This is a genomic window from Rhodoferax koreense, assembly GCF_001955695.1.
Classification (GTDB): domain Bacteria; phylum Pseudomonadota; class Gammaproteobacteria; order Burkholderiales; family Burkholderiaceae_C; genus Rhodoferax_B; species Rhodoferax_B koreensis.
Genome location: NZ_CP019236.1, coordinates 4,700,815 through 4,722,357, shown reverse-complemented (window position 1 = coordinate 4,722,357; position 21,543 = coordinate 4,700,815). Strand labels below are relative to the sequence as shown.

General features: G+C 61.4%; 21 protein-coding genes, 1 tRNA gene and 1 pseudogene. 10 read left to right on the top strand and 13 right to left on the bottom strand.

Annotated features, from left to right (window positions below; genetic code table 11):
* Positions 1-257: 257 nt before the first annotated feature.
* The 3 genes from RD110_RS21915 to RD110_RS21905 form a co-directional block, all read right to left on the bottom strand.
* The gene (locus RD110_RS21915; RefSeq protein ID WP_076201989.1) at positions 258-2,426 is read right to left on the bottom strand and encodes an ATP-binding protein; all 2,169 of its coding nucleotides are present in this window, start codon (positions 2,424-2,426) and stop codon (positions 258-260) included.
* A gap of 21 nt (positions 2,427-2,447) precedes the next feature.
* Positions 2,448-2,657, bottom strand: a complete 210-nt coding sequence (locus tag RD110_RS21910; protein WP_076201988.1) for a hypothetical protein — start codon at positions 2,655-2,657, stop codon at positions 2,448-2,450.
* Between the two features lie 132 nt (positions 2,658-2,789).
* Positions 2,790-3,053 (bottom strand): helix-turn-helix domain-containing protein, encoded by a 264-nt coding sequence (locus RD110_RS21905; RefSeq protein ID WP_083686439.1) that lies wholly within the window; start codon positions 3,051-3,053, stop codon positions 2,790-2,792.
* A gap of 99 nt (positions 3,054-3,152) precedes the next feature.
* Here RD110_RS21905 and RD110_RS21900 point away from each other — a divergent pair, with 99 nt between their 5' ends.
* From RD110_RS21900 to RD110_RS21890, 3 genes are read left to right on the top strand one after another with little or no spacing between them, the layout of a single operon-like run.
* Positions 3,153-3,620, top strand: a complete 468-nt coding sequence (locus RD110_RS21900) for a hypothetical protein (RefSeq protein ID WP_157900282.1) — start codon at positions 3,153-3,155, stop codon at positions 3,618-3,620.
* Entirely contained in the window at positions 3,617-4,750 is a 1,134-nt protein-coding gene (locus RD110_RS21895) for an AAA family ATPase (RefSeq protein ID WP_076201985.1), read from the top strand. Before RD110_RS21900 ends, RD110_RS21895 begins: the two co-directional genes overlap by 4 nt.
* Positions 4,731-5,540, top strand: a complete 810-nt coding sequence (locus RD110_RS21890; protein WP_204249994.1) for a hypothetical protein — start codon at positions 4,731-4,733, stop codon at positions 5,538-5,540. Before RD110_RS21895 ends, RD110_RS21890 begins: the two co-directional genes overlap by 20 nt.
* A 133-nt stretch (positions 5,541-5,673) precedes the next feature.
* Here the strand turns inward: RD110_RS21890 and RD110_RS21885 are convergent, their stop codons facing one another.
* From RD110_RS21885 to RD110_RS21870, 4 genes are all read right to left on the bottom strand, one after another.
* The gene (locus RD110_RS21885) at positions 5,674-5,880 is read right to left on the bottom strand and encodes an antitoxin VbhA family protein (RefSeq protein ID WP_076201981.1); all 207 of its coding nucleotides are present in this window, start codon (positions 5,878-5,880) and stop codon (positions 5,674-5,676) included.
* Between the two features lie 114 nt (positions 5,881-5,994).
* Entirely contained in the window at positions 5,995-6,363 is a 369-nt protein-coding gene (locus tag RD110_RS21880) for a hypothetical protein (protein ID WP_076201978.1), read from the bottom strand.
* A 302-nt stretch (positions 6,364-6,665) separates the two neighbouring features.
* Positions 6,666-7,442: a hypothetical protein gene (locus RD110_RS21875; protein ID WP_076201977.1), complete on the bottom strand. Its 777-nt coding sequence runs from the start codon at positions 7,440-7,442 to the stop codon at positions 6,666-6,668.
* A 101-nt stretch (positions 7,443-7,543) separates the two neighbouring features.
* Positions 7,544-8,461, bottom strand: coding sequence for a hypothetical protein (locus RD110_RS21870; RefSeq protein ID WP_157900280.1), 918 nt, complete (start codon positions 8,459-8,461; stop codon positions 7,544-7,546).
* A gap of 445 nt (positions 8,462-8,906) precedes the next feature.
* Here RD110_RS21870 and RD110_RS28670 point away from each other — a divergent pair, with 445 nt between their 5' ends.
* Both RD110_RS28670 and RD110_RS28125 read left to right on the top strand, forming a co-directional pair.
* The gene (locus RD110_RS28670; protein WP_239467092.1) at positions 8,907-9,386 is read left to right on the top strand and encodes a helix-turn-helix domain-containing protein; all 480 of its coding nucleotides are present in this window, start codon (positions 8,907-8,909) and stop codon (positions 9,384-9,386) included.
* A 144-nt stretch (positions 9,387-9,530) separates the two neighbouring features.
* A pseudogene (locus RD110_RS28125) lies at positions 9,531-9,647 on the top strand (transposase); the annotation flags it as partial.
* A 442-nt stretch (positions 9,648-10,089) separates the two neighbouring features.
* On the opposite strand, the gene RD110_RS21855 reads toward RD110_RS28125, so the two are convergent.
* Positions 10,090-10,980, bottom strand: coding sequence for a LysR family transcriptional regulator (locus tag RD110_RS21855; RefSeq protein ID WP_083686438.1), 891 nt, complete (start codon positions 10,978-10,980; stop codon positions 10,090-10,092).
* Between the two features lie 60 nt (positions 10,981-11,040).
* Between RD110_RS21855 and RD110_RS21850 the strand changes: the two genes are divergently transcribed.
* Genes RD110_RS21850 through RD110_RS21830 form a run of 5 tightly spaced genes read left to right on the top strand, consistent with a single transcriptional unit; the run spans position 11,041 to position 15,672 of the window.
* On the top strand, positions 11,041-12,150 hold the full coding sequence (locus RD110_RS21850; RefSeq protein ID WP_076201970.1) for a mandelate racemase/muconate lactonizing enzyme family protein: 1,110 nt from the start codon (positions 11,041-11,043) through the stop codon (positions 12,148-12,150).
* Between the two features lie 19 nt (positions 12,151-12,169).
* Complete coding sequence (locus RD110_RS21845; protein WP_076201968.1) at positions 12,170-13,153, top strand: Bug family tripartite tricarboxylate transporter substrate binding protein; 984 nt, start codon at positions 12,170-12,172, stop codon at positions 13,151-13,153.
* 18 nt (positions 13,154-13,171) lie between these two features.
* Positions 13,172-13,708: a carboxymuconolactone decarboxylase family protein gene (locus tag RD110_RS21840; protein ID WP_083686437.1), complete on the top strand. Its 537-nt coding sequence runs from the start codon at positions 13,172-13,174 to the stop codon at positions 13,706-13,708.
* Positions 13,709-13,740: 32 nt separating this feature from the next.
* Positions 13,741-14,721 carry a Bug family tripartite tricarboxylate transporter substrate binding protein gene (locus tag RD110_RS21835; protein WP_076201965.1) on the top strand — a complete coding sequence of 327 codons (981 nt, stop codon included), beginning with the start codon at positions 13,741-13,743 and terminating at the stop codon, positions 14,719-14,721.
* Between the two features lie 6 nt (positions 14,722-14,727).
* Positions 14,728-15,672: an amidohydrolase family protein gene (locus RD110_RS21830; protein ID WP_083686435.1), complete on the top strand. Its 945-nt coding sequence runs from the start codon at positions 14,728-14,730 to the stop codon at positions 15,670-15,672.
* Positions 15,673-15,871: 199 nt separating this feature from the next.
* Here RD110_RS21830 and RD110_RS21825 read toward each other — a convergent pair whose 3' ends face one another.
* From RD110_RS21825 to RD110_RS21805, 5 genes are all read right to left on the bottom strand, one after another.
* The gene (locus RD110_RS21825; protein ID WP_083686433.1) at positions 15,872-17,821 is read right to left on the bottom strand and encodes a site-specific integrase; all 1,950 of its coding nucleotides are present in this window, start codon (positions 17,819-17,821) and stop codon (positions 15,872-15,874) included.
* Positions 17,822-17,898: 77 nt separating this feature from the next.
* Positions 17,899-17,975 (bottom strand) — tRNA-Met (locus RD110_RS21820).
* A 59-nt stretch (positions 17,976-18,034) separates the two neighbouring features.
* Positions 18,035-18,826: an enoyl-CoA hydratase gene (locus RD110_RS21815; RefSeq protein WP_076201961.1), complete on the bottom strand. Its 792-nt coding sequence runs from the start codon at positions 18,824-18,826 to the stop codon at positions 18,035-18,037.
* Between the two features lie 29 nt (positions 18,827-18,855).
* A complete protein-coding gene (locus tag RD110_RS21810) occupies positions 18,856-20,709 on the bottom strand; it encodes a M61 family metallopeptidase (protein ID WP_076201960.1) in 1,854 nt (617 codons plus the stop codon).
* Positions 20,710-20,790: 81 nt separating this feature from the next.
* Positions 20,791-21,516 carry a DsbC family protein gene (locus RD110_RS21805; protein WP_083686432.1) on the bottom strand — a complete coding sequence of 242 codons (726 nt, stop codon included), beginning with the start codon at positions 21,514-21,516 and terminating at the stop codon, positions 20,791-20,793.
* Positions 21,517-21,543 lie beyond the last annotated feature (27 nt).

Genomic DNA, 21,543 nt, shown 5'->3' with positions numbered 1-21,543 from the left:
TCGACTTGCCCTCACCGATGTCGGGGGCCACGTAGCAGGCTCAACAACGGCTGGGCGGCGAAGCTCGAGCAGCGTTTTCCGGATCTGGCGCCGAGGCTTCTGAAGGAAGCCGCTGTTGCGCAGGGGATCAAAGCGTACGGACGGACCACGACTGCGAAGGGAAGCGCGACATCCGGGGGGCGACTCGCGGTCGATCTGAGCGCGGGCGCTCTGGCCGAATCGCACTTGAGTGCATGACCGAAGCTCGCGTGCCGCCGCTAAACCAAGGCGACGACTTCCGCGTGAAGGCGGCGGAGGTGCTGGTCGGACATGTCCAAGATCGGCTCGTACATAAACGAGTTCAGATGAATGTTCTCCGGCGTCATGAGCAGGACGCGCTGGATGACGCCAACATTGGCGAGCTCCGTAGGGAAGTCGGTGCAGTAGCGCCTGAGGAGTACGGGCGTCTGATTGGCGGTGATGCTAGCCAACCAGACCGCGTCGTTGATCTTGGCGGCCATGAACCGCTCAGCCTGCAGACGGGTACCCATTGCCAACACAACCTTGTTCTCGAAGTTGATGCCGTCCGGTGCCTGCAGACAGGCGGCGACCTCTGCGACCAGAAGATCAACGACGCGGGCCGCGGCGTTGCCCGACTGTCCGGCAGCACCAAACAGCCTGGTGTAGATGCCATCAAGATCCGCCACAGTGATCTGGTCCGTGCCGGCTTTCCAATGGAGCAACGAAGTGAGAAGTAGGTAATCGGGGGCGTCCTCGCCTTTCGTGTACTCGATGAGGTTGCGCATGAAGGGCACGCAGCAAATCTTCTTGCGGTCGTCGGTAAAGAACGCCGGTTTCCAAACATTGATGAAGACATTGCGTACGCCTTGGGCCGCCTCTAGGGTTACGCCGGCGGTCGTCTTTGACACCATGAAGCAGTTCTTCCGCTGAACGAGACGGCGGCTCTCGATAGTCCGGTAGAAATCGAAGTTGTGGGTCAGGATGAGCAGCTTGAAGTGCTGATGCTCGGCCAGGTCGGAGAGGTACTGAACGATGGCGTACTTGTTCTTGTAGTCGAAGGAGTCGGCGATGTCGTCGACGACTAAAAGTGTCTGCTGGCCAGCCGCGCGACGTACCTCAATGTCGAACAGCATGTTCAGGACGTGGAACGCCTTCCTCTCGCCTGTGCTGAGCGTCTGCAGCAGGGCGTCCCGCTCGACTGGCGCATGGTCGTTGCCGTCCTTGAAAACGAAACCCAGGCGTGGTGCCGTTTCCTTGCCCAAGACCACCTGGATCTTGTTGGCCACTTCAAGATGGAAAGGGACGATGAAGCGATTGTTGAACATGTTAATGACGTCTTGCCATTGCGTGTGTTCCTGTCCGGCCTGCGCCTCGATCTCGGCTGATCGCACGGCAGCCTGCTCGACCTTGTTGATGAGGTCCACATACAGAGCGTGGTTCGCCTTGAGGTACGACATCCAGAGCTTCTTGTTGAAGGCGGCCGGGTCGGCCAACTCTGGCAGCAGCTCTTCGTGCGCTTGCAGGTAAGACTCGAATTCGCGGAGCTGCACGTTCTTCTGGATCTGCTTCTCTAGCTCTTCATACTTCTGGCGCAGCGCAGCGTCTTCAGAGATCTTGGCGCGCTCCGCATCAACAATGGCTTGGAGCTCGGCCTCGGAGTTGATCTCCTTCCTTTCTTCGCTGTTGAGGCTCACCGAATGCTTGGCCTTGAAAAAGCCGCTGACCTTCAGCTCCTTGGCCACGTTGGTGGCCGCGTAGTAGTTGAAGCCGCCTTTCTTGAAGTACTTCGATGCCGCAAGCAGTTCGTTGTACTTCTTCGTGTAGTCACTGATAGCCGTGCGGAAATCCCCTTGAGCCAAGAACGCGACGACCCGCTCGTCGTTCAAAACGTCGTACGACACGTCCTTGAAGGTGGGCTCCCAATCCTTGGACAGTTCCTCTTTCAAGCTGGCGAGCGTGGCATCGAAATCCCCGCCAGCAGGTGCGAACGCCGACAAGACCTCGCGCTCAACCGCTCGTTTGGTTTTTGCAGTGGCCTTGACTGCTGTGATCAGAGCTGCCCGCGCGGCAGTGACACCCGCGTGCAACGCTTCGTATTCCTGCCGGAGAGCGGCATTCACCAGGAGGGTGGCAGTGGCGTTTCCCTTGCTGGAAAAATCCTCATAGGGCCTGAGCACGAGCACATTGGCAGCGCCAATGTTGGTGCTGTTCTCATCCCGGACCACACGTACGGTAGCGCGGTTCGGGAAAATCCGGTCCCGAGATGCCTTGCCGTCGGCGATGTCTTGGAAGGTGCTGGCCAGCGAACTCTTCATCGATCCGTTGGGCGCGTAGATGGCGATAGCGGCATTACCAGCGAAGTCCAGCACAACGTCCAGTTTGCGGATTCCATAGCAGTACTCCAGCTGGAGCTTCAGCTTGTCCATGCTCTCTCCCTCGTCGTGGTTCTAGAGTACCACGCTCGCGAACTCCAACGCACTTCTCAACGCGCGGCGCACGTCCTCGAGCTGCTCATCTTCAGATTCCAGCAGAAAGCCAAGGAAGTTGGTGTGAAACAGCTCCTCGGCGCTAAGGGACATGGCGAAAGAGGGCGACCGGGCAAGGGTGGCCCGGGTCACATAGGTCATGCCAGCGCGCATGAATTCAATCCAGTCCATCGCTGGCTTTCACACGAGGTAGGGTGACTAGGCTTCGTGACGGTGCGTCGTCACTTGCGCCTCTTGGAAATGTCCTTTGGTATTGCCCTTTGGCGGGCGATGCGACAGTGCTGCCGCCAAGGTCTTTTCCGCTTACTTGGCGGCGTCATCCTTGGGCTCAGGGATGTACTCGACCAAATCTCCCATCCCGCAGCCGAAAAATTCGCACAGCTTCGCCAAGTTATTGGTGGTCGTGTTCATCGGCCTTGGCGCAAGCATGAGCGATAGCGTCGGCCGAACAATGCCCGTTGCAGCGCTGAGCTCCACCAGCGTGAGGTGACGCTTGTGCTTCAGCTCGAACTCTTCGATGCGACGACGTAAATGAAACCTGACCACAAACACCTCCGGGGTGGCCATTGTGCAACAGCGGTGTTTTCGTAGCTCATAACTACCGAAAGTTCTTGGCTACTGTGAAATAAAGTATATGATGACTACATCAGTACTTAAGGACTACCAATGTTGTTATCAAATACACTCACAGCTTCTCAGTTGGGCTGGGCCGCCGGGTTTCTTGATGGGGAGGGCTGCATTCGCGTTTGCAAACGCGATCCCGGCGGTGACGCGAACTTCATCTACAGCCTGGAAGTCACGATCACCCAAAATTGTCTGGAGACCTTGGAGCACTTCAAGAACTGTCTGGGTATTCAAAGCAGCATCTATGTGTACCCTTGCCGGGGAAATCTCCGCAGTACCGTGTACGGCCTGACCTACCGCTGCAGCAAAGCCTGCGCGGTTCTGGAATTGTTGGAGCCGCATCTGGTACGGAAGCGACGGGAAGCCAAGGTCGGAATTGAATTTGCGAAGCGCGCATCCTTCGCACGCATCGGCAAACGCCGCCATCCGCCGGAAGAGATTGCTCTCCGCGAGGATTACTACCAACTTCTTCGGGCTCTCAAGGTTCGCGGCCCAGGAGTCGTGATTTGAAAACCGGCCACTATTTCAAGGACGCTGGTCCGGACCGGCGAGCCCTGGCGCAATGCGTCGCCGACATCGCGCGAGACGCTGCGGAGCAGATGCGACTGCGGAATTTGGAAGCTGCACAGGCCGTGGTGATCCCCCAGGAAGCAAGCGCATCGGAACAGCTTGAGTTTCAGTGGGTTGACCATTTTGCGATGCGCCTGTGCGACTTCCGGGCGTTGGAGCAGGCAGTCAAGGCTTCCAGCGAGAAAGGCGCAGACAACCAGACGGTCGCGTCCTTTTTCAGCGATCTCATGGAGCACCCCGTTGAACGTGCCTTGTCGCGGCCCCCGACGAAGGACGCCTTGGCTGGGCTTGCCGTGCGTTTCCCGAACTTCAAGGTGGTGGTGGACTTTCTGTTGCAACGCGCGGCGCTGGCCTGGTTGACGCCGCAAAGCCCACTGCTGTTGCCGCCCATGGTGCTGAACGGCCCCCCTGGGATCGGTAAGACCGCCTTCGCGACGGCGCTTGCGGAGGTCCTGGCGGTGCCGCTGTTGACGCTCCAGCTGGCCCACGCCACGGCGTCCTTTGACATGTCCGGCCTCGACGCCAAGTATGCGGGAGGCGGCCCAGGCCTGCTCGTGCGCACCGTGGCGCTGGGGCCTGTGGTGGATCCGCTGGTTCTGCTGGACGAACTGGACAAAGTTACGCCGAACCGTTCCAGCGATCCATTGGGCCCCCTGTATTCACTGCTGGAGCCAAGCAGCGCCGCCGTCTTCCGGGACGATGGGATCAAGTTGCCGCTCAATCTTCAGCATGTGCGCTGGATTTGCACGACCAACGAAATCGAACTCTTGAACGCCGCCATTCGCAGTCGCTGTCAGGTGTTTGAAATTCGCCGCCCCTCGTTTGAGGAAAGCTGCGCCATTGCACGCCAGATGTACGCGCGCCTGGTCCAAGCCCACCCCTGGGGTCGCCACTTTCCTTCGGACCTTCCCGATTCGGTGACGACTTTGCTGGCGACCAACACCCCACGCGAGCTGTCTCGCGCGTTGCAAAACGCGCTTGGTACAGCCGTTCTGGCTGGGCGTCGGCATCTGGTGCCGGCCGACTTTCCAACCCCCGAAGCCCTACACCGTGGACCCGGATTCTTTTGAACGCGTAACCCAACCAAGGATCATGATGCAAGCAGGCCCGTCACACGTTGCCCATTCGGATTGCCAGTACGCCCAAAGCGTTGGCGGTTCCGTCGAAATGCTTCAGCTGGCGCAGGGCACAGCCCTGGACGAGCGCTTACATAAGCCGCCTTCCTGGGTGGATGCCGCCGACCCGATCCAGGCGTTCATGGGCCGTTATTCAGCAGTGATCGCGCCTGGGTGGAGACCGTTGGCCGAGCGCACCCTTCGAACGCTCGTTCTCGCATCCGCGAACTGCCCCGAGCGCCGCCGTGCGCTGAGCCAGCTGTGCGTGTTTGGGATGTCGGCATCCCTTAGTTTTGTGGTCTGCACCCATGCGGATCAAACGGTCGAAGGCATCTTGCGAAAGGCAAGGGTGAAGTCGCAGGGCATTTGTGAAGAGTGCGGCCGGCTTGCGCGGCTGCGCCAATTGGGCGAAGAGGAAACGGCCACGCTGTGCCCACGTTGCGCAGCACCGGCGCTGTTGCACCACGACATCTGGGTTCTGCTGCAATCGCTGCGTTTCCTGAGCGCAGTGAATGCGCCGGTCGTACTGAGCCAAATTCCTCCGCTGTTGCGGCCCAGTTTTGTCGAAGCGGCATTGCTGCAAGCCGATGGGTGGGACGACACTGAATCGGCCCGCATGACACCAACTCATTTTCTGGTGTGGGCCGAGGGATGGCGCCAAATGGCAGAGCACATCTCCGTTCCGATCAGGTATTTGCAGCGGTCGGCTGACAAGCGGAAGTCGGGCAATTCGGGCCTTATCTAGCCGCTGCAAAAGCCATTTTGACGGACGTTCACGCCTTGGGGAATTGAATTGCAGGCCGGACTACGAAAGACAGTCGTTCTAGCCAAGACCTCAAGGACCTCGTCCAAGGCGCCACCTTTCCTGATCTTGAAAATCACGGTTTGGGTGCGATCGATTTTCGAGTACGTGCCCCAACGAATTCTTGGAGATCCATATCTCCGTTGACGAATCTTTCAGCACGTGCTTCGTGCTCGGGCGTGATCTTGAACCCTTCAAGGCCAATCGACCCACGCGCAAAATCGATCCACTTTTGCCGCTTCGCGCGTTCTTCGGCGGCGATTGACGGTGTTGAAGTTCCCATAAAGTGCCGACGCTACGGTCGTCCATCAAGTTTGACGACAGTAAGTGGCGGCAGGCATCCAGCTGCGGCTGTCGATGAAAAATGCGTTTCCGACCTCTCCCGCTATCGGAACGGTCATGAGTCTGCCTTGCGCCTGGGGTACGAATCGCTGGAGGTCGGCTCGAGGTGAAGCGCTGCGAGCAGTCCAAACAACAATTGCGTGGCTTCGGCGGCGCGGGATGGCTGGTTGTCTCTCAGCGAACCGATCAATCGGTCCAATTCCACTCCAAACCGAGAAAGTAGCCCGAGTCTCGCCTGGCCATCGGTCATCGATGGCTCGGCACAGTTCATGCCCTCGGCTTCCAACTGCAGAGCGGTCGTCGTGTGGCACAGCCGAATGCTGAGTTCGTGCGCCGCCATGCGCGCCGATACATTACTCCCTTGAGTCAGTGCGCGTTCGATGTCTTCCAATTTGTTCCTCAAACTCCAGGAAGCACTTTCCATGTCAATGTTCTTCTGTGGTGCGGAGTAATCGACAACGGTCTTTTGTGGCGGATCGATGCCCGTCCCATGTGCGACGGTTGCCGTGCTTGCAGGTCACCGATGATGACAACCGCTCCAGGCCACAGGGGTTCGACGGCGGCGCACAGGACTCGAAGTCGCCATGCGGAGGTTCGAAGAAGAGAGTGCTCGGTCGCCTGTGCATGTTGGGCGTCAGAAAATAGGCAAGCCGTCGCACCAGTCCCCATGGCCAGAACAGCATAGGGCCGGGGAGTATCCCAGCGCCTATCGATGCGTGCGAGCCCTTACAACCCTGGCTTGTTCGCGCGGGCCGCATTTTGCATATTGCTTGCGGCCTCAGCCGCGACTGCCTTTTGCTTTGCCTGGAGAGCCATCGCGTCTCGCTCAGCCGCTTGGTGATCCATCAGCCAGGTCTGAAAAGTCGCGTAGGTGTCGGGGGCCATCTGGTCGGAGAACTGCGCCTCAATGGACATGCCGCAACCTCGGCTTTGGCCGCCCGGCGCGCTCTCCCATTCAAAGCCACGGTGACCACACTGAGCATTCGGCTGCCCTTTCGCGTCCAGCATGCGCCGGTACAGACGGTACATCCCCTTGAACGGATCCGGGGTCCCGTACTTGGCCGTCAACTGTGCTTCCATCTCGTTGGCCGAAATACCGACTTGCTTGTTGACCACCTGCCGGTAGACCGCATAAGCACGCCCTTCGGTCGCGGTGAAGTAAACCATCACGGCCTCCGGTCTCGAATAGCCGCGCGAGGTGTTAATCCGATCCGTAGGCCCCGAAGGCAGGGCCGCACCGAGTTTCCCCACGGCATTACTGGGCTTCCCGTCGGCGCCCCGCCAAAATACCTTGACGAACTTGTAGCTCGGGTTGCGCGCCTTCAAGACGGCTTCGACCTCATCCGGCGTCATGCCGAGGACAATACCGACGACATCCCGACCGCCCGGTTGCGCGGACGCAGGGGGCGAGAAGATAAACCCGCTGAGAGTGGCCACGAGCAGAAGGAAGAGGCACTGCCGCAGCAGTCTCCGTTGGAAAAACATGGATGAGCTACTGATCATGGTTTGTCTCTGGCTTGAAGTGAAGGATTAGAAGAAAGCATTGCTCGGAGTCGCTCGTCGATTGACGGACCCGGGCCGAGCAGGAAAAGGAACCTCGTTGACTACCAATTCATGAGCTGCCGGTAGCCCTCATAGCCTTGTCGTGGCTGGCCTGTTCTTAGTGGGCCTGGTGCAACGAACTTTGCCACCGCAACCGCATGTTTCGCATACACCCTGCCAGGGCTCTCTCCCGTGATCACCCACAGCGTCGGCAGTACCAGCACCACGTAGAGAATTGCCAGCACGACCCCCAGGGCTATGAGCTGAATGAACAGCGCCGGCATCCGCATGCCCGCCACGCACCAGCTGACGGCAGCGGTCAGTAGACACAGACGCTCGGACCACCCTACGTACCGAAGATTGATGAACGTTTCTGGTACGACCAATCCGCCGAGGACGAACCCAAGCGCTCCGAGCGCCAAGGCGAAAAGCGCCACAACCGCCGCCGGCGTCAGCGCATTCGCGCCGACGGCGATGCCGCCCGACAGACCATCGACGTGAGCATTGCCACAAGCGATGGGCGTTGCCAGCCATGGCGTGGCCTGTTCATGCATCGAAAGAGCATTCCAGGCTAAGCGAGGCAGCGTTCCATGCAACATGAAGGCCATGAGCATCGATGCAGCGGTGTAGCCCAGCAGCCGCGCGAACTGGTGCCCTTCAGACCGTTCCTTTGCCGCTGCGACATCGCGCTCGACTTCCCGATTCCAGACTTGCTGGCCCCATTGACCGCCCTCGGCAGGGAACAGCCGGTGCACCTTCGTCACGCGCAGCGGAGTTGAGGATGCGAGGTATTGCATCGTGTACGACAGCGTGCAGAGGTAACCCGCCGCTTCCTCGACCGGTATGCAGCCTTCCTTGTGGATGTCTCGGATCCCCGCGGTCAACCCAACTGGGAACTCGATGTTGCGCGTCTTGAATCCATTGAAAGCCTGCTCGACATTCGCCTGAGTGGGAGCTGGGTCGAGGTACTTCACCAACATGAGGGCCCCCGCTACCAGGAGTGCGATGAAGGGTGTCAGGCGTGACCAGAACAACAGCCTAGGGAGGACGCGAAAGCAAGTGTGGGACATGGCTAATCCATATAAATCAGGGCGTGCGAGATGACGTGCCTTCAACCGAGTCGAATAAGCCTGATGGCGGGCGGCAGCCTGCCTTGGGGCGCGCGTAACCACGCTTACCCCGAAGTAGCTTTGACAACAAAGATGACGGTCTGACCGTCGATCACGGTGAAGCGGGTGACTTAGGTCCCTCTGGCGCTGTGGACATGCCCGGTTTGGCCAAGCATGCTGTGCGGATTTGCGAGAGTGCGGCTTCGACTGACCCGCCGAAAGTGGACACCGCAGCAGCCAGTGCGGCGCCGTACTCCCGGTCGGCCCCATCAGCTACGCGATCTGGTCCGCCGATGTAGACCGAGCATTGGTTCGGATGTTGGATAAAAGTTTCCACAGCGTCCAACGTTGGCTGAGCAACCGCGTTGAATGCTACGAAGGGGATCGCGGGAAGAAGCAGGGCCCAGTGCCGTTTGAGTTTCATGGGGTATCTCTCGTTACTCAGGTACCGATTTCCACTAAGGAAATCCGCAAACTAGTTTGTACCATATATGGTGGTGCATTTGTGGTTCAAGGCATCGAAAGTTGCGGGGTGCGCACGTCTACCCAAAATCTTCCGCTGATGAGAGCCTTCGCGGCCGAACTCCGAGCGCGGCGCAATGCGTTGGGGGTATCGCAAGAAGAATTGGCGCATCGATGTGGCGTCAATAGGACGTTCGTGGCCAAGATGGAGGTCGGCCAAAACCAACCGTCGCTGACGGTGTTGTTGAAGATCTCGGAGGGCTTACAGGTGCCTCTTCCGGCTCTGCTGGGGGCGACTGTTGATCGGTATTCGATCGAGTCCGCCCAGCAATAATGAGTCGCTCAGTCGTTGCGCCAGCGCAGACTGAGGGCGAGCAGATCGCTGGCGCTGACCTGCCGCAGGGGGCACAGGTAAAGTGACTGCCCCCTCTCAGCCGTACCGACCTAAAGTTCGCAAAGGCCGTCAACCGCCCGGAGAATGACGGATAGGAAGAAGAGCAGATTCAGCGAGGAACAGATCATTGGGTTCCTGCGGCAAGCCGAGGCAGGCATGCCCATCAAGGAGCTTTGCCGCAACGGCGCCTTCAGTGACGCCATGGCCGTGACCGCGCGCTGCACGGTCGACGTCGACGAAGCCCGTCCCTGGGTAACCCGCGCCGGACTCGCCTGGATGCCGCCAGCGAAACCTTTTGAATGGCCGTTTCAGGTCGGTGATCTGCTCTGGCTGTTCCGTGAGCACCGGCAACAGCCTGCGCCAGACGGAGGACATCAGTGCGGTGGTCAACAGCAGTGGCCCGGTCTGGACCGAGAACCTTCCTGTATTGACCGCTTCGAAGCTGGACGCGTCCGATGGTGCGATGCATCGGCTATGACTTCGGCGAACTGAGCGACCAACGGGCCGATCGAAGAAGCGCTCACTTATTGGGCGCATGAAGGTGCCAGCACTTCAAACGTGTGCCGCGCTTGTTCGCAAACAGGTATGCCATACGTGGGTGTGCCGCTCCAAACACCGCCACCGAAGGTACCCACGTCCCCCTTCACCCGAACGCCGCCGTGAGTCCGTCGGCGAAATCACTGGCATGCGCGCCCAGGCTGCTGTCTGGCGACCAAAGCAGGGCAACGCCGAGACTGATCTCGCCTTCCACCGGCACCGTCGCCAGGCCGAAGTTCGCTGCATATTTCGCGCTCAGGCTGTCCAGAATGCCGACGCCCCATCCGGCGCTGACGAAAGCACAGGCGGTGGAGAACTGCATGACCTCGACCGCGGGCGCAAAGCCGTGGCCGGCGCTCTCGAAGAGGTTGGCGGTGGCCGCGCCGATCTTGAACTGCCGCGCCAGCGCAACGTACTTGTGCGTGGCGAGATCCTCCACCGTCACAGTCTTCAGAGCGCTGAAGGCATGCGTCGGCGCGACCAGGCAGCACAGATGCAACGGTGCGACCTGCAGACGGCCCGGGCCGTCCGGCCCCGCCTCGTCGACCACCACCCCGAAATCGACACGCTGCTCCGCCACCATGTTGGCAATTTCCATCGACATGGCTGTGCGCACCGAAACCGCGGCGCCAGGCAGCGAGCGACAAAGCCGCTCGACGCCCGAAGGGAGAATCGTCGCCGCGACCGATGCCACACTGCCGATCACCACCCTCGGCGTGGCATCGGTCCTCAGCGTGCTCGCCAGCCGGTTCAAGCTGTCCTGCGCGGCCAGGATGTTGGCGATTTCCGGCAGGAGGGCGCGGCCCTTCGCGGTGAACGTCAGACGCCTTTTCTCCCGAACGAAAAGGGGAAACCCCAGCCGCTCTTCGAGGGTCCGGATGAGCGCGCTCGCGGCTGGCTGGGACATCGCCACCCGGTCCGCCGCCTTGGTCACGGAGCCGGTGCGCCCCAGTTCCCACAGCAGTTGCATCTCCCGATTTTTCATATTGATTTTCATATGAAACCAGTATATCTATGCATTTGACCGCATGGATTTATGCGGTGAAGATGCCGGCCAATGACATCGTCCAACACCGCCATCGCAGCCATCCAATGCTTCAAGGTGCGCCTGCCCTTCAACCACGGCGCGCCGGCGCCCTTGTTCGCTGGCAAATCGCGGACCACGCTGGACAGCATCTGGATGCGCGTCGAACTTGGAAACGGTATGGTCGGCTGGGGCGAAGCCTACGCCGCCGACTTGGACGCCGTCTGCGCCCTGGTCCGTCACCGCGTCGAGCCGCTGGCGCTTGGCAAGGACGCGACCGACCGCCAGTTGACTTCCTCGCTCGAACGCATGCTGCACAACTTGGGCCGCTCAGGGCCCGTGCTGCACGCGCTCAGCGGTCTGGACATTGCCCTGTGGGACCTGCGCGGCAAGCTGGAGGGGGTGCCGCTGTACGAGCTTCTGGGAGGCGCGAAAAGGACCCGGATTGCGGCCTACGCATCGCTGCTGCAGTACTACGGCAACCGCGAGCACCTGGAAACCAACGTCGGCAAGGCCATCGACGCGGGCTTCACACAGGTCAAGCTGCATGAACGCACGGCCGAGGCCGTCGCCATCGCCCGTGCGGCCATGCCGCGCGGGATGCCCCTGATGGTGGACACGAACTGCGCCTGGACGACCGCCAACGCGCTCGCGGAAGTCCGCGCGATGGCGACCTCCGACCCATTCTGGATCGAGGAGCCGATCTGGCCCCCGGAGGACCTGGACGGCATGAAGCAGCTGCGCAAGGACAGCCAGATTCCGGTGGCGGCAGGCGAGAACGCCTCGAACCTGCTGGAGCTCACCCGGATGGTGACGGAGCAGGCGGTGGACTGGGTGCAGCCCAGCGCCATCAAGTGTGGTGGCGTGACAGCGCTCCAGAGGGTCGCGGAGGCCTGCGCAAACCACCCCGGCGTCCGCTTCTCTCCGCAGACCGCGTTCTTCGGCCCGGGCTTTCTCGCCACGCTGCACGTGCTGGCCGCGGCGGAGCAGGACACCATCATCGAGCGGCTGTTCTGCGACCTGGCCTTTACCCCGTACCGCGACACGATCCCACTGGTGAATGGCACATTCACCTTGGCTTCGGCCGCCGGTCTGGGGGCAGAGCCCGATGTCGAGATTCTGGCCGCAAGCGAGCAGGCCTAGAAAAGCCAAGGAGACAACCATGAAGAACCTCACGCGCCGCCTCTTCGTCGCCGGCACAAGCGCCGCCATGACTGGCATCTCCTGGAATGCATGCGCCCAGGCCTATCCGTCGGGTCCCGTGCGCATCGTGGTCCCGTATCCGCCAGGGGCGGCGACCGATGCCCTGGCCCGCATGCTTGGCCAGGCGCTCGAGCCGCAGTTCGGGAGCAACTTCATCGTCGAGAACAAGGGCGGCGCGGCGACCCAGATCGGGACCAAGGCGATCGCCTCGGCCAAGCCGGACGGCCAGACGCTGGGCTTCGTCGATACGGCGTTTGTCATCAATCCGGGACTTTTCGGCAAGGCCTTGCCCTACGACACGCTGCGCGACTTCACGCCGATTTCCCTCATGGCCACCGCGCCGCTGGTGCTGATTGCCCACACCGCCGTGCCGGCGAAAGACATCAAGGAATTTCTGGCGCTCGCGAAGGCCCAGCCGGGCAGCCTCACCTATGGGTCCGCCGGCATCGGCAGTGCGCCTCACCTGGCTGGCGAGCAGCTCCGGCAGGCCGCGTCCATCGACATCCGGCACATCCCGTACCGCGGCGGTTCGACCGTGCTGACGGACCTGATTGCAGGGCATGTGCAGTTCGGATTCACCACCGTGCCCACGATGCTCGAGCACATCCGGGCCGGGACTGTGCGGGCCCTGGTGGTTACCAGTCCGGAACGCGTGCCTCAGCTGCCCAACGTGCCGACCACCGCGGAAGCGGGCCTTCCGAAGGTGGACACCACCCCGTTGTTCGGCCTGATCGGCCAGGCAGGTCTTCCCGAAGCGACGGTCGCCCGGCTGGGCGCGGCGGCTTCGCAACTGGTCAAGACAGGACCGCTGCGTGCCCGGCTCATCGAAGCCGGCTTTGTGCCCGTGGGCAGTACGCCGCAGGAGTTCTCCGCACGCGTCCAAGGCGAGATCGCCAAATGGGCCGAAGTGGTGAAGGCTGGCGACATCAAGCCGAACGCCTGACGCCGATCGAGCACCGCCATGCAACGATATCCGGTTTCGTCGCCCGACGCCCTGCCCTTGGCGCAACGCGACGCCTATGAACGCATCGTGTCGGGAAGGGGCAAGCTTCCCCGTCCTTACGCGACGCTGCTGGCCAGCCCGGATGTCGCGGAGATGGTGGAGAAACTCTCGACAAAACTGTGGCATGGCGCATTACCGCGACAGGTGCTCGAGGCCGTGTTCCTGAGCGTGGCCAGCGAGCAGCAATGCCGGTACCAATGGGACAACCATGCCGCAAAGGCCCTGGAGACCGGCATTTCCCAGGAATGCCTGGATGGCATCAGGAAGGGGCTGGTTCCGGACCAACCGCCAGCGTTGTCGGCGGCGCTGGCCTTCGCGAGTGAAATGCAGAGAACGAAGCGCGTGCAGGACAGTACCTTTGCCTCGGTCGTTTCGCACTTTGGCGAGCAAGGAACGGCGGAACTCTGCGCTTTTCTGGCGCTGGCCACCACCATTTCCTTCCTGCTCAACGTCCAGCGAACCGATGGCGACGTGGCGTCCGCGGTCCGCCCGTGAGCGCCGCCAGAAATTAGAAGGAGACAAACACAATGACTGTTCATCGTCGTCGAAACATGGCGGCCCTGGCCGCTTTCTCCGTGCTTTCAGTGCTGGGTGGCACCGCGGGTGCCCAGCCCGATTTCCCATCGAAGCCCATTCGACTCATTGTGGGCTCACCGCCTGGCGGCGCTCCGGATACGGTCGCGCGCATCGTGGCGCAGAGCATGAACATCGGGCAGCCGGTCATCGTCGAAAACCGCAATGGCGCGGCGTCGATGATTGCGGCGGAAGCAGTTGCCCGCGCGGCACCCGACGGCTACACCCTGTTGATTGGCAGCCAGACCGTGATGGCGGTGGCGCCCATCATCAACAAGGTCAAGAGCTTTGACCCGCAGAAGGATTTCACCGGCGTTGCACTGATCGGCAGCGCGCCATTGGTGCTTGTTGCGGGTTCGGCCCTGAAGGCGAACACCGTCCCTGAAATCATCGAACTGGCGAAATCGAAGCCGGGCGTCCTGGACTATGGCAACGGCGGCGTCGGGACTTCGCCCTACATGGCGGGGGCGCTGTTCAGCGTGATGACCGGCACCAAAATCACCAGCATTCCCTACCCTGGCGAACAGGCGGCGATGACGGAAATCATCGGTGGCAGGCTGCCGATGATGTTCGCCAACGCTTCGGCCGCCATGCCGCACGTCAAGTCGGGACGCCTGCGCGGCATCGCCGTGACCAGTCCCGCACGCGTCGACGTTGCCGCTGGACTGCCGACCGTCGCGGAGTCGGGCATTCCTGGCTTCGAAATCGGAACCTGGCTGGGCATCATGGCGCCCACGGGCACGCCCACCGCGGTGGTGGACAAGATCAATGCGGAAATACGGCGCGTGATCGCGGACCCGGCAGTCAAGGAAAAGCTGACCACGCAGGGATTTGTGCTGGTCGACGAAACGCCCGATCAGTTCAACCGCTACCTCAAGACCGAGTATGCCAAGTGGAGCAAGCTCATCAAAGATGCGGACATCAAGGCCGAGTGACCAGCCATGAAACGTTATGTCTTCGAGCCGTATGCAGGCCTGCCGGGCGAGCGGCCCATTCTGGACGCCCACCACTCCAGGCCTGGCTTCCCGCTACCGCCACACGCATGCGACTGCCATGTGCACATCTTCGGGCCGCGAGAGCGTTACCCGCTCGCAGAGGACCGCACGTTCGCGCCAGCCATCGCGAGCCTCGGTGATGTGCTGGCCATGCACGACCGCATTGGCATCCAGCGGATGGTCATCGTGCAAGCCAGCCCGCAAGGCAACGACAACGCATGTGTCATCGATTCCCTTCGGGCGCTGCGGGCCATGGGCCGCGAAGCCAGGGCCGTTGCCGTCGTCCCCGAGGGCACAGAACCCGGGCTCCTTCATGAGCTGCACGCCGTGGGTGTCCGCGGGCTCCGGGTCAATTTGCAGTCATATGGGCAAACGGACCCGGTACTTGCGGCCGCTCGCATACGCGCTGCTGCCGCGATGGCCGCAGAGATGGACTGGCATCTTCAAACCTACACGACGCTGAATGTCATTGCGGGTCTGAGCGATGTCATGAAGGCATTGCCGGTGCCTCTGGTCGTCGACCACTTCGGCCTCGCCGACCCGACCGCCGGACTGCGACAGACGGGGCTTGGCGAACTGCTGGCGCTCGTCCGAAGCGGCAAGGTGTATATCAAGCTTTCGGCGCCTTACCGGGTCATCGAGCAGCCCGACGGACGAGATCTGGAACCCATTGCCCGCGCGCTCATCGATGCGAACCCGGAGCGCATGCTGTGGGGCACGGATTGGCCGCATACCGGTCCGTGGCCCGGCGTGCCGCGCGATCGCGACGGCGCAGAGCCTTTCCACCCGATTGACGACGGGGCCCAACTCAATATCTTCGGTTCCTGGACTTCCGCGCAAGAACGCGAACAAATTCTTGTCACCAATCCTGCGAGGCTGTACGGGTTCTAGCTGTGGATTGCTGCTTGCGACTGACCCGCTTTTCCCTTTACATTGATCCAAGTCCATCGGCCGTTAAGCCACTGCCCTTGAGTTTTGACAAGGATTTGCGGGGTGAGCGTTCGATGGAAAAGTGGATCGCTCTAATGTGGAACTGCATAACAATGTCCCCTGACGGGGTACCCGCCCACGTCGGCACAGTACCAGCACTTCAAATAGAGCGTCGGACTCCTTCAGTTAAAGCGGTGCCCATCTGTCGGGAGTACTGCTTATCCTGAGGCGCCCATCCAGACTCGAATCCTTCATGTGTCTTGCGAACGTGCTGCAAAACAATCGCGGCGGCCCTTTTCAGCAGCGGGTATTCAAGCGGAGGCCGTACTGCTTTTTCCAGCGCATCTTTAAGCACCTTGAACGGATCCTCCACCGTCATGCTGGGTATGTCGGTATGTGTGTAAGCCGAAAAGGTGACGCTGCGAGCTTGCTCCTGTGTCAGCTCGCCGGTCTTGATCGCATGGTCCTGGGCCATGTGACCCACGATTTGTTGGCTGACGTGAAGCGGCACACCTCCGTATTGCAATGCCGTCACGACGGTGTGCCGAAAACTATGAAACACCAGATCCTTGTCCGTCACGCCACAGACATCCAAAAATCTTGCAAATTTCTCGCTCGTGTTTTTGGACGGCTGGCGGATGGCCGAAGGTGTGCTCATGTCTCGATGCGGAAACAGACTGGATGCCCCTAGCTTTTTCAGTTTCTTCACGTAGTCGAGAAACCCTAGGTCGATCAACGGCTGGGTGATGGGAAGTCGACGGACCGAGTTGGCATTTTTTGCCGCCTCTGGACGGACGTCTGCATACCAGATGCCACTGATGGCATGCTGCTGGATGGCATCGAGCTGAAGCGTGACAATCTCACCCAATCTCACGCCGAGATGTACGCCAAGCAGGGGCGCCCAGAAATGATCGGCATCCCGGCATTCCAGCAGAAAGCGTGTGGGCTCGAACACTGTTTTGAGTTGGTCGGCCGTGAACGGCTTGTACGATTCCTGACTGTCGTTTTTCCTCTCGCGCAAGACCGCCTTCCGCCGCCCTAGTCCGGCAGCAGGATTTGCGTCAGTAGCTTGGACCTCTTCCATCGCCCATCGGAAGAAGAGCTCCAAACTCGAAATTCGTTTGAGCAAAGTGCCTGCCGCGATGGTTGGGATGGCGGAAGATGCGGCATTCCCACCGGAAGGCTTCTTTGAAGCGCTTCTCGCGGGGCGTGATGCAGACATGTCCATGAACGCAGCAACGTGGTGCTTTTTGATCTCGTGGACAAGAAAATTCTGGGTCAGCCCGTATTCCTCCACGGCAAAGTCATGCAGCTGAGAGAGCAAGGTTTGTCGCTCAGCGTTGGTTTTGTCGTTGACCGCTTCATCAGCCCGCAACGAACGGCCGTACCGCTCCAGCGCCACTTTCCAGGCGAGCGGGTTCTCGACAGGGACCGTCTGCGGCGTTTCAATGCCCGCTTCTGCCACGACTGCAGGCGGTCGAAATGGTTGAATTTGAGTCTGGCCGGATGTCGGGAACGGAAGTCCGTTAACGTCGTCGCCCAAATCCCTTGCTGCCACATCCTCCGTGCGCTGCACCGGAATCACTGGACGTCCACGCAGGCGACTTAAGAGGGCGTCTTTCAAGTCCGCGAGTTCTGGTCTGGCCAGCTCTTTCATCAGTTGGATGGCCGCTACCCGGTCGTCCTCGCCCCTCACGGTAAACGGAGGTGCAGCGCTGTAGACGCCCCTCTTGGCCACGCGTTCGATGAAAACACCCTTGAATTCCTCGAGCCCTTGCTGGTTCAAGTCTTCAAAGAAACCAATGAAGTTGCTCAGGTCGGCAGGATCTTCAATTCGCAGCGGCTCGGACTCGTGCCCGATGAAACGGTCGAGGATTTGACGGTGAACGTCGTCATAGAAAGCGGCGCGGTGTGACATTGGAACCTGTGCAAGGACAGCGTTGATCGTTCCAATGATTCTGCCCGCCAAAATCGGGCATTTCGTCCGAAGTGAGCGTCGAAGCTCGGTTTTTCCGGCCGATTTTCCGGTCGGAACCGGTCCAAGCAGGACCCTCGCGAAGTAAACGCCTGAACCAGGTTTACGGTAGAGACGAGGCGCAGAAATCGCCATAGGTGGCACCCCCAAGTGGCACCCCTGCAAATAAAAAAAGCCTTTTAAGTCGTTGACTTAAAAGGCTTTTGAGGTCTTGGTGGCGCTTCACGGATTCGAACCGCGGACCTGTGGATTATGATTCCATCGCTCTAACCGACTGAGCTAAAGCGCCTAAGCCCTAAATTATAGCCTGGATTTTTGCCGGTTTTGGATGCCGGCAATTTTCACGCGTCACTGGTGCTGGAACACGGCCTTGCGTTTGGTCAGGAACGCGTCCATGCCTTCCTTCTGGTCGGCGGTGGCGAACAGGCTGTGGAACAGGCGGCGCTCGAACATCACGCCGTCGCTCAAACCGCTCTCGAAGGCGCGGTTCACGGATTCCTTGGCGGCCATCACGGCGATGCGGGAGAAGTCGCTGATGATCAGCGCCGCACCGAGCGCTTCGTCCATCAGCTTGTCGAATGGCACCACGCGGCTCACCAGACCGGCACGTTCGGCCTCGGCGGCGTCCATCATGCGGCCGGTAAGGGCCATGTCCATGGCCTTGGATTTGCCCACGGCCCGTGGCAGTCGCTGCGTGCCGCCGGCGCCGGGGATCACGCCGAGCTTGATTTCGGGCTGGCCGAACCTGGCGTTGTCGGCGGCGATGATGAAGTCGCACATCATGGCCAGTTCGCAGCCTCCGCCCAGCGCAAAGCCGCTCACGGCGGCGATCACCGGCTTGCGGATGCCGCGGATGCTCTCCCAGTTCCGGGTGATGTAGTCGCCCTTGTAGACGTCGGCGAAGCTGTACTTGGCCATGGCGGCGATGTCGGCGCCGGCGGCGAAGGCCTTCTCGCTGCCGGTGAGCACGATGCAGCCGATGGCGGGGTCGGCGTCGAAGGCCTGCAGCGCCTGGCCGAGTTCGTCCATGAGCTGGTCGTTCAGCGCGTTGAGTTGCTTGGGGCGGTTCAGCGTGACGATGCCGACCTTGTCGGCTTCGGTGTGCACGGTGATCGTCTCGAAGTGGGTGCCATCGCTCATGGGAATCTCCTGGTTCTGGTTGGAAAGTATCAGCGTACCGTGGCGGCTTCTGGTTCGAGCCAGGCGCTCACGGCGCGCGGGTTTTCGATGGACAGGCGCCAGGTGATGCTGCTGGCCGGCGCTGGCAGTGTCAATGGCAGCTTGATGAGGCGTTTGTCGCGCGCCACCAGTGCCGTCAAGCTGCGGCTGGTGCCGGCGTAGAGCGGCAGGTCGTCGAGCTTGCCCAGGCGCCAGCCACCACTGGGGGTTTCGACGCCGATCCATTCGTCACCCGCGGCGAAGCCGGCCTGTTCGGCGGCGCCGCCGCGCAGCACCATCTTGACCGTCACACCCTGGCTCTCGTTCACGCGCAGGCCCAGGCGCTGCGCGAGTTGCGCGGCGTCCTCATGCACCGCAACGCCGTGGCCGGCCAGCAGATCCTTCAGCGGCAACTCGCCCTTGGCATGCACCCAGGCTTCGATTTCGGCATCGAAGCTGCGGCCGGACAATTCGGCAAGCACGGCCGCGAAGTCGGCTTCGGACATCGGCCCGGCCTGGCAGCGCACCCACAGGGCACGCATCACCTCGTCGAGCGTGGTGCGGCCCTCGCCGCGCAGCGTGAGGTCGAAGCACAGCGCGACGAGGGCGCCCTTGGTGTAGTAGCTCACGGTCGCATTGGGCGTGTTCTCGTCCTGCCGGTAGTACTTCACCCAGGCATCCATGCTCGACTGCGCCACCGACTGCACGAGCCGGCCAGGCGTCTGCATCACCTGGTTGATGGTCTTGTTCAAGAGCTTCAGGTAGGCCGCGTTGTCCAGCAGGCCGGCGCGGCGCAGCAGCAGGTCGTCGTAGTAGCTGGTGAAGCCTTCGAAGAACCACAGGAGTTGCGTGTACTGTTCGGCGTCGTAGTGGTAGCGCGTGAATTCGGCGGGCCGCAGCCGCTTGACGTTCCAGGTGTGGAAGTATTCATGGCTGATCAGGCCGAGCAAGGTGGTGTATCCCTCGCTCTGGCGCGCGGCCTGGCCATTCGCGGCGGTGGAGTCGGCCAGGCGTGGCAGGTCGCGGCGGTTGCAGATCAGCGCGGTCGAGTTGAGGTGTTCCAGGCCGCCGTAGCCGTCGTCCACGGCGTTGAGCATGAACACGTAGCGCGCGTGCGGCGGCTTGCGCGCGAGCTTGCCGGTGGCTGCCTGCTGCTGGTGCCAGAAACGCATCTCCGCTTCGCAGATGGCCTGGGTGTCGGCCAGCAGGCGCGCGCCGTCGAAGGAGGGCGGGGCGCCGGCCACGACGAAGCGGTGCGGCACACCGCCGGCCTTGAAGTCGCCGCTCCAGAACGTGCCCATCTCCACCGGGCAGTCGACCAGTTCGTCATAGCTCGCCGCCTCGTACTGGCCGAAGCCTTGTTCGTCGACCTGGGCGGCCTGCAAGCCGGTGGCGACCGACCAATGTTCGATGCCTTTGCCGGGCACGATCTCGAGCCCGTGCGTCACCGCCTCCTGGCCATGCACGCGCAGGCACAGGCTGGTGCCGTTGAAGAAGCCGCGGCCGGCGTCGAGCCAGGCCGTGCGCACCGAGTTGTCCAGCGCATACACCTCGTAGCTCAGCACCAGCGCCTTGCCGGTGTGGGCTTCCACGTCCCAGGTGTTCTTGTCGATCTGCTGCAGGTTGGCAACGCGGCGCCGGCTCTGCTGGGCCTGCAGGTTCTGCAGGTTCTTGGAGAATTCGCGCACCAGGTAGCTGCCCGGAATCCACACCGGCAAAGACACCCGCTGCAGCGCGGCCGGCTGGGCGATGGTCAGGCTGACGCGAAACAGGTGGGCATGGAGGTCGGCCACCTCGACCCGGTAGCTGATGGCCGGCGACAGGCCGGAGGCGAGGGCGGAGGAGGGCTGGGAAGAGTGCGGCATAGAGCGCTCAAGAATACAGGAGGCCGGCCTCGCCCGTGCGCCGGCGGCCCGTCAACCCGGCCCAAGCCGGATCGGCGTGCGTCAGTTCCTGGCGTCGGCCAGGTATTTCTCGACCTGCGGCGCGCTGATGGCGCCGGGCACGCGCGAGCCGTCGGCAAAGATCAGCGTGGGCGTGCCGGTGATGCGGTACTTCTTGCCGAATTCCACGTTGCGCGTGGTGGCCGCGTCGTCGCAGTCGGCCGTCGCGGGGACCAGTTCCCGGGCCATCCAGTCGGTCCAGGCCTTGGCCTTGTCCTTGGCACACCAGATGTTCTTCGACTTGACGTGCGAATCCGGCGTGAGGATGGGGTAGAGGAACAGGTGGATGGTGACGTTGGTCACCTTGGCCATCTCGGCTTCGAAACGCTTGCAATAGCCGCAGTTCGGGTCTTCGAACACCGCCATCTTGCGTTTGCCGTTGCCGCGAACGATCTTGAACGAATCCTTCAGCGGCAGCGCATCGAAGGCCACGGCGCTGAGTTTGTCGATGCGCTCCTCGGTGAGGTTCTTGCGCAGCTTGGTGTCGATCAGGTTGCCCTGGATCAGGTAATTGCCCTCGGCATCGGTGTACATGATGTCGGCGCCGTTCATGCGCAGCTCGTACAGGCCCGGAATCGGGCTCTTGCTGATCTCTTCGATCTCGGGCATCTGCGGGATGCGTTCCTTCAGGTTCTTGCGGATGGTGGCTTCCTGCGCAGTGGCGGCGAGGCAGGTCAGCGCCAGGGTGGTCAGCAAGCCGCGCTGGAAGAAGGTGTTGGTCGCTCTCATTTCGCTTGTCCTTTGATCTCGAATCGA

Bases quoted from the DNA above. Each gene is read 5' to 3' on its own strand.
- RD110_RS21840 (WP_083686437.1), top strand. From the start codon at position 13,172: ATGCAACGATATCCGGTTTCGTCGCCCGACGCCCTGCCCTTGGCGCAA.
- RD110_RS21915 (WP_076201989.1), bottom strand. From the start codon at position 2,426: ATGGACAAGCTGAAGCTCCAGCTGGAGTACTGCTATGGAATCCGCAAA.
- RD110_RS21835 (WP_076201965.1), top strand. From the start codon at position 13,741: ATGACTGTTCATCGTCGTCGAAACATGGCGGCCCTGGCCGCTTTCTCC.
- RD110_RS21910 (WP_076201988.1), bottom strand. From the start codon at position 2,657: ATGGACTGGATTGAATTCATGCGCGCTGGCATGACCTATGTGACCCGG.
- RD110_RS21810 (WP_076201960.1), bottom strand. From the start codon at position 20,709: ATGCCGCACTCTTCCCAGCCCTCCTCCGCCCTCGCCTCCGGCCTGTCG.
- RD110_RS21870 (WP_157900280.1), bottom strand. From the start codon at position 8,461: ATGTTGGTGAAGTACCTCGACCCAGCTCCCACTCAGGCGAATGTCGAG.
- RD110_RS21815 (WP_076201961.1), bottom strand. From the start codon at position 18,826: ATGAGCGATGGCACCCACTTCGAGACGATCACCGTGCACACCGAAGCC.
- RD110_RS21880 (WP_076201978.1), bottom strand. From the start codon at position 6,363: ATGGAAAGTGCTTCCTGGAGTTTGAGGAACAAATTGGAAGACATCGAA.
- RD110_RS21885 (WP_076201981.1), bottom strand. From the start codon at position 5,880: ATGGGAACTTCAACACCGTCAATCGCCGCCGAAGAACGCGCGAAGCGG.
- RD110_RS21905 (WP_083686439.1), bottom strand. From the start codon at position 3,053: ATGGCCACCCCGGAGGTGTTTGTGGTCAGGTTTCATTTACGTCGTCGC.
- RD110_RS21900 (WP_157900282.1), top strand. From the start codon at position 3,153: ATGTTGTTATCAAATACACTCACAGCTTCTCAGTTGGGCTGGGCCGCC.
- RD110_RS21805 (WP_083686432.1), bottom strand. From the start codon at position 21,516: ATGAGAGCGACCAACACCTTCTTCCAGCGCGGCTTGCTGACCACCCTG.
- RD110_RS21850 (WP_076201970.1), top strand. From the start codon at position 11,041: ATGACATCGTCCAACACCGCCATCGCAGCCATCCAATGCTTCAAGGTG.
- RD110_RS21830 (WP_083686435.1), top strand. From the start codon at position 14,728: ATGAAACGTTATGTCTTCGAGCCGTATGCAGGCCTGCCGGGCGAGCGG.
- RD110_RS21825 (WP_083686433.1), bottom strand. From the start codon at position 17,821: ATGGCGATTTCTGCGCCTCGTCTCTACCGTAAACCTGGTTCAGGCGTT.
- RD110_RS28670 (WP_239467092.1), top strand. From the start codon at position 8,907: ATGTTGGATAAAAGTTTCCACAGCGTCCAACGTTGGCTGAGCAACCGC.
- RD110_RS21845 (WP_076201968.1), top strand. From the start codon at position 12,170: ATGAAGAACCTCACGCGCCGCCTCTTCGTCGCCGGCACAAGCGCCGCC.
- RD110_RS21855 (WP_083686438.1), bottom strand. From the start codon at position 10,980: ATGAAAATCAATATGAAAAATCGGGAGATGCAACTGCTGTGGGAACTG.
- RD110_RS21875 (WP_076201977.1), bottom strand. From the start codon at position 7,442: ATGATCAGTAGCTCATCCATGTTTTTCCAACGGAGACTGCTGCGGCAG.